Consider the following 10,774-nt stretch of genomic DNA (forward strand, 5'->3'; position numbering starts at 1 on the left):
GAGGCGGGTACGCTTTCCGCGAACACGACCCGAGGCTCGTGAGCGTACAGATTGTGGAGGAGACGCAGGTCGAGCAGGGGGTCGTCGAGGTTGGCCCGGCGCTCGCCGGTCAGCTTGCTCCAAGGGCCGACGAGCGTGACGGCGGCGTCCGTGAGGGTCCCGGCCAGCGCCGAGTCCACGCTCGCCCGCGTCTGCTCGTACGTCGTGGCCGTCACGACCACCCGCAGGTACGGCACGAGCCAGTGGCGGCGCGGATGGTTACGCAGCCAGCGCAGATCGGGGATCAGATCGCCCAGGTATGACCAGTTGTGGCGGTGCACCTCCTTCTCCCGCAACATCACGGTGGAGGGCCCGACGTGCCACGCCTTGGCCTCGGCGTCCGGGATGAACACGGCCCCAGCCTGCGCGAGCCGGTAGCCCAGCTCGGTGTCCTCGGCCATGTTCAGCCCGGCGTCCACGCCGCCGGCCGCCCGCAGCAGGTCGGCGCGCACGGAGGTGGAGGCGCCCGTGTGCAGCAGGTACGCGCTGGACCCGGAGTCCTTGAGCCGCCGCGTCGACTCCAGCGTCGTCCTCGTGTACTCGGACTGGGCGCCCTCCTCGCCCGGGGCTTCCACGAACCGCGTCTCGCCGATCACCACGGCGTAGTCGACGAGGTGGTGCCAGCGCATGTGCGCCTCGAGATGGTCCTCGGCCAGCAGCATGTCCGAGTCCAGCCAGTGGATCACCGCTCCGGAGGCGGCGAGCTGCCCGGTCTGCCGGGCCGCGCCGCGCCCCCAGCCCTCGGCCACCCGTACGACCCGGGCGCCCGGCACGTCCAGCGGCGTGAGCTCCGGCTCGCTGCCGTCGTCCGCGACGACCACCTCGACGAGCTCGGCCGGGTACGTCTGCCGGGCCAGCGCCGCGACCGTGCGTCCCAGCGCCGCCGCGCAATTGTAGGCGGGGATGACCACGGAGACGGTCAGCGAGGGCTGCCACGCCCCGATCGCGGGTGGCCGCAGCACGCCGTAGTCGTTGTGCCTGACCCGGCTCGTCATACCGAGGCGTCCTTGGCCAGCGCCCGGACCTCTTCGCGCAGTTCCTCCAGCTCACGCGCCCGGGCCATGGCGTTCACCCGGTCCTCGCCGAGCGAGGCCAGGATCGCGCCGAGGTCGTCGGCACGCCGCGCCGCCGAATCCTCCACGGCCCGTACCAGCAGGTCCAGCCTGGTGTCGAGGTTCTTGAGCGCGGTGGTGGTGCGGGCCAGCTCGGCCTCGTACTTCTTGATCCGCAGGTCGATTCTGTGGGCCTTGCCGTCGACGCGGCGCACGATGAGCACCAGGAACGCGAGGGCCGCCAGCGCGACCAGGAAGGCCACCGTGGCCGCCGCCGCACCGAGCGTGATCAGGCCGGCGAGTACGAGGACCACGAGCACACCGGCGACCAGGGCCGAGAGGAGTGCGCCGGTCGCTGCCAGACGGCGGGGCGAAAGCATCCGCGCATACCTTTCATAGATCATGCCTTGTCGGCGCGCGCACCTCAGGACATCCGAGGCGTCACGGACATGTCGGGATTATTGACACCTTAATAAACATCGGCCACTACCGTGCCATAAGTTCCTGGAGGATGACTGGGAATCGCAGCCCTCAGGACCTGCGATGCCTGTCCTGCCGAATGTTGTGCCCCGCGTCTACCGGTCGGTAAAACCGGCGTAAGGTAGGCGCCGACTGATCCCTCGGTCGGAGGAGTGCCCATCGATGTCCGTCACCCCCTGCGGCTTCGCGCGTACGCCGGAGAAGGGGCTGGCGCGCCTGCACTGGGCTGGCGACGACTGGGCCGTCGACGGCAGGCCGGCCGACGTGCCCGCCCTGCGGCCGCTGCGCGGGCTGGAGATCGAGTGGCCCGACGCCGAGGTGCCGGAGCTCGCGGAGCTCGCGTTGGACGGGCTGCTGCGCCTGGCCGCCGCGGGGATTCCGCTGACGGCTGATCGTGCCGCCCGCTGGGTGCCCGCCGATCTCGCGGCGCTGCTCACCGACCGCGCCTGGCTCGGCCACGCCGCCGACGGCACCGCGCGTTGCCTGGCCGACCTGCGGCGCGAGGAGCACAGCATACGCCTGCGCCGCTTAGCCCACCCCACCCCGGCGCCCAAGATCAGCATCGTCATGTCAAGCAAACGACCCGGCCTGGTCGGCGCGGCGCTGGCGCAGATGGAGCGGCAGCGTGACGTCGCGGCCGAGGTGCTGCTGGGGCTGCATGGGGCGGCGTTCGAGCAGGTACGCGCGGCGGTGGAGAGTTGTGCGCTGCCGGTGAAATGGGTCGAGGCGGAGGCCTCCGTTCCGTTCGGCGAGGTGCTCAACCGGGCGGCGGCCCTGGCGAGCGGCGACTACCTGGCCAAATGGGACGACGACGACTGGTACGGCCCCCGGCACCTCGCCGATCTCGCCATGGCCCTGACGTATGCGTCGGCCGACGTGGTGGGCACGACGGCCGAGTTCTTTTACCTGGAGCCGCTGCGGGCCACGATCAGGCGGACGACGTTCGCCAGCGGGGCGGGCTATCCGAGCGAAGTATGGTCCGATCACGTAGCCGGAGGCACGATCATGCTGTCTTTGGCAAAATTTAGGGAAATTGGCGGATTTCCCCCGATTTCTCGGGCTGTCGATCTCGAGTTCCTGAAGGCGGCCCAACGGGCGGGAACGCGCATTTACCGGACCCACGGGCTTGGTTACGTTCTACGAAGAGGGCTCAGCGCTGAGCACACGTGGCAGTTGCCGCTGGCCCACTTCCTCAAGGTGGCCGCGAACCAGTGGCGCGGCTTCCGCCCGAGCCTGCTGATGGAAGCCGCGTGACCGCCTCCACGAGCCGCACGGGGCCGCACGACGAGCGCGTCGCCCGGGTACGCGGCAACGACTACCGCGTGATCCAGCCCCCGGAGTGCTTCACTCCCGAGCTGATGGTCAGCGTGGTCATACCGGCCTACGGCGGGCAGGACAAACTGGATCTGGTGCTGGCCGCGCTTGCCGGGCAGACCTATCCGGCCGAGCTCATCGAGGTCATCGTCGTCGACAACGGCAGCACGCCGCCACTGCGCCTGCCGGCCGGCCGGCCCGCCCGTACCCGGCTGATCGTCTGCGCGGAGCCGGGTCGGGCCGTCGCCCGCAACGCCGGCCTGGCGGAGGCGACGGGGGACGTGATCCACTGGCTCGACTCCGACGTGGTGCTCACGCCCGGCGCGATCGAGGCGCACATGCGCTGGCACCATGCGGCTCCGTACCTGGTCGTGACCGGCTACATCAGGTTCACCTCCGCGGAGGTGCCCGATCGGCTGCCCGGCGACCTGGAGCGGCACTTCGAGCCCGCCGAGCCGCACGCCTGGATCGTGGACCTCGTCGAGCGCACGAACGGGCTCACCGACAACCCGCAGCGCCCGTTCAGCCTGCATGTGGGCGGCGCGACCTCGGTCAACGCCCGGCTGATCGAGGTCGCGGGGCCGATGGACGAGGAGCTGATCCTCGGCCAGGACACCGAGATGGGTTACCGGCTCAGCCAGGCGGGCGCGGTCTTCGTGCCGGAGCCCGCGGCCCGCGCGTACCACCTCGGGCCGACGATGCGGATGCGTGACAAGCAGCCGATCGACCGGGTGAGCCACGCGTTCGTGGCCGACCGCATCCCGGCCTATCGGTGGCTGCGAGGGCATCCCGGGCGGCAGTGGAAGGTCCCGTACGTCACGGTCGTGGTGGACGGAACGGCCGGCTACGACGCCGTGCGGGCGACGGTGGACGCCCTGCTCGCCGGCACCATCCCCGACATTTCCATCCTCCTCCTCGGCCCGTGGGACACCCTCCAGCACGAGCGCCGCGCCCCGCTCCGCGACCCCGACCTCGACCTGGTGCTGGTCCGCGGCCACTACTTGCACGAGGGCCGGGTACGCCTGTCCGCCGCCGAGGACGTCGACCCCGCCGTGCCGTTCGTGTTGCGGTTGCCGGCCGGCTGGATCCCGGGCGAGGACACCCTGGCCCGCCTGCTCGACCTCGCCCGCGACGAGGGCCTGGGCTTGGTGAACGTGCTGCTCGACGAGTCGTCCCAAGGCGTCGTCGCGGGCCGCCTGGAACGGGTGTCCGCGTTCGCCAGGGCCCGCATCGTGGCCGAGCCGGGGGAGGACCTGGACGACGTGGTGGACGCGGTGTCGGGCGTGTCCTGGGTGGAGGCCGAGACGTACGGGTTCACCGCCGAGGCGGGGTCGCCGCTCGGGCGGCGCAGCGCGTACCGGGCCCGCGTGGAGGCCCAGGCCGAGGCCGCCCGGCTGGCCAAGGAGGCGGAGCGGCTGCGGGAGCAGGTGGCCAAGTGGAAGGAGGAGGCGGGGCGCTGGCGCAAGTCGGCGGTGGAGCTCCGCCGCGAGGTCGGCACGCTGCGCCGACACCTCTCCGCCGCCACCCGCACCCAGCGCAACCTCCGCGCCCTGGTCTCCTCCACCATGAAACGCGCCCTGGGCAAACGCCTCCGCGACTGACCCGCCACCCGCCTCGGCCCGCCCGCTCCCGCGCCGTGCGGCGAAGCCGACGACATGGCGGGCGGGGTGGGTCAGTTCGGGCGAAGGGCTGACTTCAGGCGGCGCAGGAGGGTCTTTTCCGGTGGCTCCACGGGCACGGTGACCGGGGACGCGATGGTGACCGGGTCCGGTTGCTTGGGGGCGGGCCAGTAGCGGTCCGAGGGCTCGTGGCGCACCCCGTGGGTGGTCGCGATGACGGTGTCCAGGTCGGCGCCCGGACCGGCGAGCAGCGTGGCGCGACCCAGCGCCGACGTGCGTTCCAGGCGGGCGGCGCGCCCGTCGGGAAGGTCCACGATCAGGACGCCGGTCAGATCCTTCTGGACCGACTCGATCATGCGCTCCAGTGTCACCTTGTGCAGCGGCACGTCCACCGGCCCGTGGTAGCGGAACGGCGTCGGCGCAGGTGTGGGGGCGGCCTCGTCGATCAGGCGGATGCGTTCGTCATGCGCGAACAGGTCACGCATCAGCCGGAGCTCGAAGCACGGATCGGACAACACGGACCGCCGTCCCGAGTCGAGCCGCGACCACGGCCCCGCCAGCGTCACCACGACGTCCTGGAGCTTGCCGTCCAGCGCCGCCGCCACCGCCTGCCGCACCACCGACTCGGAGGTGTCGGTGACGTCGAGGACGATCTCCACGTACGGCACCAGCCACCGCCGCCCTCGGTCCTTGCGCAGGTCCCTGCGCAGCGGGATCCGGTGCGCCAGATACGGCTCCACGGCCCGAACGGCCCGCTCCCGGTCGCGGTGCTGCGCGGGCAGCCCCAGGTGTACGGCCTGCGCGTCCATGTCGGGCACGAACACGACGCCGTGCATGGCCAGCCGGTAGGCGAACTCGGTGTCCTCGCCCCGGACCACGGTCGGGTCGAGCCCGCCCACGGCGTGGAAGACCTCCCGGGGCAGGGCGAAGGTCGGGCCCGTGCACACGTGGTACGGATTGCGGCTCTTGCGCAGCCCGTCGGTCTTGGCGATCGTCGCCTCGGTGGAGCTGGACACGGCGTCGTCCAGCGGGAACAGCTCTCCCAGGTGCCTCGCCTGGAAGACCTGGCGCGGCGTGACGGGCGGCACCTCCACGAACTTCTTCATGCCGATCGTGACCAGATAGTCCGTCACGTGATGCCAGCGGGCCAGCGCCTCGATGTGCTCGCGGCAGGCCACCATGTCCGAGTCGAGCCGCTGGATGATCTCGCCGTCGGCGGCCTTGGCGCCGGTGTTGACGGCGTTGGAGATGCCCCAGCCGTCCCGTACGCGGATGACTTGTGTGTTGACCGGCCGGATTTCGGGCAATCGGATCGGCGGCCGGCTGCCGTCGTCGACGACCAGGACCTCCATCAGATGGTCCGGGTACGACTGCGCCGCCAACGCGGCCAGCGTCAGATCGAGTTTGTCCTGCCCGCCGTGCGCGGGTATCACCACGCTCACGGAAAGGGCGGGCGACCAGGCGCCGAGCTGCGGCGTTGCCAGTGGTGAATAGTCGTTCTGCCTCAAAGCAGGACGCGCGTCCATGGTGGTGACCCCCTGCCGGGATCTTATCGGGAGATACTGAGAATTTCCTGAATAGTGGCCCTGTCCAACCGGTTCGTCCGACCGGTGGACGCGGATCCGCGTCGGTCGCCCGCACCCCTTACACTCGGTGCCGAACACCGCAGGTAGGGAGTCATCATGAGCAGGTCGTGGCGTGGCCTCATCGAGGAATACCGCGAGCGTCTTCCCGTCACGCCGAAGACGCCTGTCATCACGCTGCTCGAGGGCGGCACACCTCTGGTGCCCGCGCACCGCGTGTCGGCGCTGACGGGGTGCGACGTCTACCTGAAGGTCGAGGGGGCCAACCCGACCGGCAGCTTCAAGGACCGCGGCATGACCATGGCCATCAGCAAAGCGGTCGAGGAGGGGGCAAAGGCGGTCATCTGCGCGTCGACCGGCAACACCTCCGCCTCGGCGGCGGCCTATGCCGTTCGCGCAGGGCTGACGTGTGCCGTTCTCGTGCCTCGGGGGAAGATCGCCATGGGCAAGCTGGCCCAGGCGCTCGTGCACGGAGCGACGCTGTTGCAGGTCGAGGGGTCGTTCGACGACTGCCTGGAGATGACCCGCAAGTTGTCGTCCAGCTATCCGATCGCGCTGGTCAACTCGGTCAATCCGTTCCGGCTGCAGGGGCAGAAGACGGCCGCGTTCGAGATCGTGGACACGCTGGGCGACGCCCCCGACATCCACTGCATCCCCGTGGGCAACGCGGGCAACATCTCCGCTTACTGGATGGGCTACCAGGAATACGTCGCCGACGGCGTAGCGACCAAGCGGCCCCGCATGTTCGGGTTCCAGGCCAGCGGGGCGGCGCCGATCGTCGAGGGCGCGCCCGTGGCCCACCCGCACACGATCGCCACCGCCATCCGCATCGGCAACCCGGCATCCTGGGGGCTGGCCACGGCGGCTCGCGACGAGTCCGGCGGGGCGATCCAGTCGGTGACCGACCGGCAGATCGCGGCCGCGTACAAGCTGCTCGCGCAGGAGGAGGGCGTGTTCGTGGAGCTGGCCTCGGCGGCCAGCGTCGCGGGTCTCCTGCAGGCGCACGCGCAGGGGCTGGTCGAGCCGGGGCAGCGCATCGTCTGCACGGTCACCGGCAACGGGCTCAAGGACCCGGACTGGGCCATCTCGGGGGCACCGGCGCCGGTGGTCATCCCCATCGACGTCCACGCCGCCGCGGCGGCGCTCAACCTCGCCTGAGGGGGGCGAGCAGGGAGATGAGCGAATGAGGACCGTTGACGTCCGCGTGCCCGCCACCTCGGCGAACCTGGGCCCGGGTTTCGACGCGCTCGGCCTGGCGCTGAGCCTGTACGACGAGATCGAGGCGGCACTCACCGACGAGCACGGCGTGCACGTCACGGTGGAAGGCGAGGGCGCGGGGGAGGTCGCTCTCGGCGAGGGGCACCTGATCATCAAGGTCATGCGGGAGACGTTCGGCCGCATGGGGGTCCCGCAGCCGGAGGGCATCCGCCTGCGCTGCCGCAACAGGATCCCGCACGCGCGGGGACTGGGCTCCTCCTCCGCGGCCGTCTGCGCCGGCATCCTCGCCGCCCGCGCGCTGTCGGGGGCCGAATTCTCCGATGATCAGGTCTTCGCGCTGGCCACCGAAATGGAGGGCCACCCGGACAACGTGGCGCCGTGCCTGGCCGGCGGGCTCATCGTGGCATGGTCCGACCACACCGGGTCACCGCGTATGGTGAAACTGGCTCCCGACGAGCGGGTCCGTCCTGTCGCCCTCATTCCGACGGCGCGGCTGGCCACGGAGACCGCACGGGGGCTGTTGCCGAAGGACGTGCCCCACAAGGACGCCTCCTTCAACGCCGGACGGGCCGCGTTGCTGATCGCCGCGCTGACCCAGCGGCCGGAGCAAGGGCTCCTGCTCGCCGCCACAGAAGATAGGCTCCATCAGCATTACCGCGCGCCTGCGATGCCGGCGAGTGCGGATCTGATAGAACGTCTCCGTGCAGTGGGCGTGCCCGCGGTTGTTTCGGGAGCGGGTCCCACGGTTCTTGCGTTTTCGACATCGGATACGCAGGATTTGATCGCGCCAGAAGTGGGTAATGACTGGCACATCCAGCTAATGGACGTCGACCCGGTTGGTGCGAACGTTCAGTTCCCCGAGACACGCTGATGCCTCTTTAGACCTTCAGGGAATAGCCGTGTGCGCTGGTGATGTTAGGCTGGTAGCCGCACCAGATGCCCCCTTGGTGGGTGCGTGCTTGTCAGCCACACATCGCTGCATCATGCTGCACGTCGCGAGGCGTGGGCAGCGCGGCTGTCTCCCCGAACTCAATAGCCTCCGGTTGGCCCACACCCGGTTGGCTCTGAACGAGGCGGCGACGACGGGGATCGGCGCGTTCGAATCAACTCGACATCTGGCTGGCGACAGCAATCTGAGGGGTGTCAGCCACGCGCCACGGCCCATTGGCGGCGTGGACGAGCCCCTCCCCAAGAGTGTCGGCCGTCTCCAACGACAGCCGAAGATCGCAGAGTGCACCCCGACCCGGTCTGTCCCGCCGGATCGCAAGCACCTCCGGGACGCCCGGCAGAACAAAACCGGCGCCCGACCCCTGGGAAGGACCTTTTAGTTGAGCGACACCACCGAACTCCTCTCCGACGCATCAGGCGCTGAGCCTGCGTCCGGCGACACCCCCACCCGCGCCGCGGCCAAGCCGCGTGCGCGTCGCTCCGGCACCGGCCTGTCCGCCAAGGTGCTGCCCGAGTTGCAGAAGATCGCAGCTGAGCTGGGCATCAGCGGGACCGGGCGCATGCGGAAGAGCCAGCTCATCGCGGCCATCCAGGAGAAGCAGGGTGGCGGTTCCGGAGAAGGCACACCGGCTCCCGCGGCCGCCGCCGAGGCGCCTGCCGCGACTCCGGAGGCGGCCCCGGCCGCCGAGCGGCCGACCCGTACTCGTAGGGAACGTTCCCGCGCCAAGACGGCCGAAGAGCCCGCCGCCGCCCCGCAGCCCGCTGCCGCCGCACCGGAGCCCATAGCCGTGGCGCCCGAGCCCGTGGTGGCCCCGGCCGAGCCCGTCGTGGAGCAGCAGCCCCAGGCCGTCGAGGCCGGGCAGGGCGAGGGGCGCGCGGAGCGCGAGAGCCGCAGGGAGCGCCGCAGCCGCGGCGAGCGCCGCGAGCGCGGCGAGCGCTCCGGCAGCGACCGCGGTGAGGGCGGCCGCGCGGAGAGCGGCGGCCGTGGCGACCAGCGCGTCGCCGACGCGGGAAGCCGTGGCGACCAGCGGGGCGACCAGCGCAGTGACCAGCGGGGCGACCAGCGCAGTGACCAGCGGGGCGACCAGCGCAGTGACCAGCGGGGCGACCAGCGCAGTGACCAGCGGGGCGACCAGCGCGGCGGCGACGAGGACGAGCGCGGCGGGCGCGGCCGTAGAGGCCGCTTCAGGGAGCGAAACCGCGGCCGCGGCCGTGACCGCTTCGAGAGCAGCGAGCCCGTCATCGGCGACGACGACGTGCTCATCCCGATCGCCGGCATCCTGGACATCCTCGACAACTACGCGTTCGTCAGGACCAGCGGCTACCTTCCGGGCAGCAACGACGTCTACGTCTCGCTGGCCCAGATCCGCCGTAACGGCCTGCGCAAGGGCGACGTCATCACCGGTGCCGTCAAGCAGCCCCGCGACGGCGAGCGGCGCGAGAAGTTCAACGCCCTGGTCCGCCTCGACACCGTCAACGGCATGGACCCGGAGCAGGCCCGCAACCGGCCGGACTTCAACAAGCTGACGCCGCTCTACCCGCAGGAGCGCCTGCGGCTCGAGACCGAGCACAACATCCTCACCACGCGGATCATCGACCTCGTGTCGCCGATCGGCAAGGGCCAGCGCGGCCTCATCGTCTCCCCGCCCAAGGCCGGTAAGACGATGGTGCTGCAGGCCATCGCCAACGCGATCACCCGCAACAACCCCGAGTGCCACCTGATGGTCGTGCTCGTGGACGAGCGGCCTGAAGAGGTCACCGACATGCAGCGGTCGGTCAAGGGCGAGGTCATCCACTCGACCTTCGACCGTCCCGCCGAAGACCACACCACGGTCGCCGAGCTCGCCATCGAGCGGGCCAAGCGTCTGGTGGAGCTGGGCCACGACGTGGTCGTCCTGCTCGACTCGATCACCCGCCTCGGCCGCGCCTACAACCTGGCGGCCCCGGCGTCCGGTCGCATCCTGTCGGGTGGTGTCGACTCCACGGCGCTCTACCCGCCCAAGCGCTTCTTCGGCGCCGCCCGCAACATCGAGAACGGCGGCTCGCTGACGATCCTCGCCACGGCTCTGGTCGAGACCGGGTCCAAGATGGACGAGGTCATCTTCGAGGAGTTCAAGGGCACCGGCAACATGGAGCTCAAGCTCAACCGGTCCCTGGCGGACAAGCGGATCTTCCCGGCGGTGGACGTGGACGCGTCCGGCACCCGTAAGGAAGAGATCCTCATGGCCAGGGACGAGCTGCAGATCGTCTGGAAGCTGCGGCGGGTGCTGCACGCGCTGGACATGCAGCAGGCTCTTGAGCTGCTCCTGGAGAAGATGAAGGAGACCAAGTCCAACGCGGAGTTCCTCATGCAGGTCCAGAAGACCACGGTGAGCAACGACCGCGACTAGCGGCTCCTGAAAGGGGCGGCAGGGGTTCTCCCCTGCCGCCCCTCTCTGTTTGTTCGGGGCCGGGGCCATCTGCGCGGCCAAGCGTCGGACGGTGCTCGTGGGAGGCCAGGCGAGCGTGGCGGGGCCGGGAG

General features: G+C 70.6%; 8 protein-coding genes. 5 read left to right on the plus strand and 3 right to left on the minus strand.

What is annotated here, in order from left to right; translation table 11 throughout:
• Together ETD86_RS48675 and ETD86_RS48680 are read right to left on the minus strand one after the other, a co-directional pair.
• A partial coding sequence (locus ETD86_RS48675; protein WP_138673420.1) for a glycosyltransferase family 2 protein occupies positions 1-1,034 on the minus strand: 1,034 nt, incomplete at its 3' end.
• On the minus strand, positions 1,031-1,471 hold the full coding sequence (locus tag ETD86_RS48680) for a hypothetical protein (protein ID WP_138673421.1): 441 nt from the start codon (positions 1,469-1,471) through the stop codon (positions 1,031-1,033). The genes ETD86_RS48680 and ETD86_RS48675, both read right to left, overlap by 4 nt.
• 262 nt (positions 1,472-1,733) lie before the next feature.
• Between ETD86_RS48680 and ETD86_RS48685 the strand changes: the two genes are divergently transcribed.
• Together ETD86_RS48685 and ETD86_RS48690 are read left to right on the plus strand one after the other, a co-directional pair.
• The gene (locus ETD86_RS48685; protein ID WP_138673422.1) at positions 1,734-2,825 is read left to right on the plus strand and encodes a glycosyltransferase family 2 protein; all 1,092 of its coding nucleotides are present in this window, start codon (positions 1,734-1,736) and stop codon (positions 2,823-2,825) included.
• Positions 2,822-4,486 carry a glycosyltransferase family 2 protein gene (locus tag ETD86_RS48690; RefSeq protein WP_138673423.1) on the plus strand — a complete coding sequence of 555 codons (1,665 nt, stop codon included), beginning with the start codon at positions 2,822-2,824 and terminating at the stop codon, positions 4,484-4,486. Before ETD86_RS48685 ends, ETD86_RS48690 begins: the two co-directional genes overlap by 4 nt.
• A gap of 71 nt (positions 4,487-4,557) precedes the next feature.
• On the opposite strand, the gene ETD86_RS48695 is transcribed toward ETD86_RS48690, so the two are convergent.
• Entirely contained in the window at positions 4,558-5,946 is a 1,389-nt protein-coding gene (locus ETD86_RS48695; RefSeq protein WP_246149414.1) for a glycosyltransferase family 2 protein, read from the minus strand.
• 240 nt (positions 5,947-6,186) lie between these two features.
• On the opposite strand from ETD86_RS48695, the gene thrC reads away from it, so the two are divergent.
• The 3 genes from thrC (at position 6,187) to rho (ending at position 10,643) form a co-directional block, all read left to right on the plus strand.
• On the plus strand, positions 6,187-7,245 hold the full coding sequence (gene thrC, locus ETD86_RS48700) for a threonine synthase (RefSeq protein ID WP_138673425.1): 1,059 nt from the start codon (positions 6,187-6,189) through the stop codon (positions 7,243-7,245).
• A 25-nt stretch (positions 7,246-7,270) separates the two neighbouring features.
• Positions 7,271-8,176: a homoserine kinase gene (gene thrB, locus ETD86_RS48705; RefSeq protein WP_138673426.1), complete on the plus strand. Its 906-nt coding sequence runs from the start codon at positions 7,271-7,273 to the stop codon at positions 8,174-8,176.
• A gap of 457 nt (positions 8,177-8,633) precedes the next feature.
• The gene (rho, locus tag ETD86_RS48710; protein WP_138673427.1) at positions 8,634-10,643 is read left to right on the plus strand and encodes a transcription termination factor Rho; all 2,010 of its coding nucleotides are present in this window, start codon (positions 8,634-8,636) and stop codon (positions 10,641-10,643) included.
• Positions 10,644-10,774: the final 131 nt, after the last annotated feature.

Origin of the sequence: Nonomuraea turkmeniaca, assembly GCF_005889735.1 — a bacterium.
Classification (GTDB): domain Bacteria; phylum Actinomycetota; class Actinomycetes; order Streptosporangiales; family Streptosporangiaceae; genus Nonomuraea; species Nonomuraea turkmeniaca.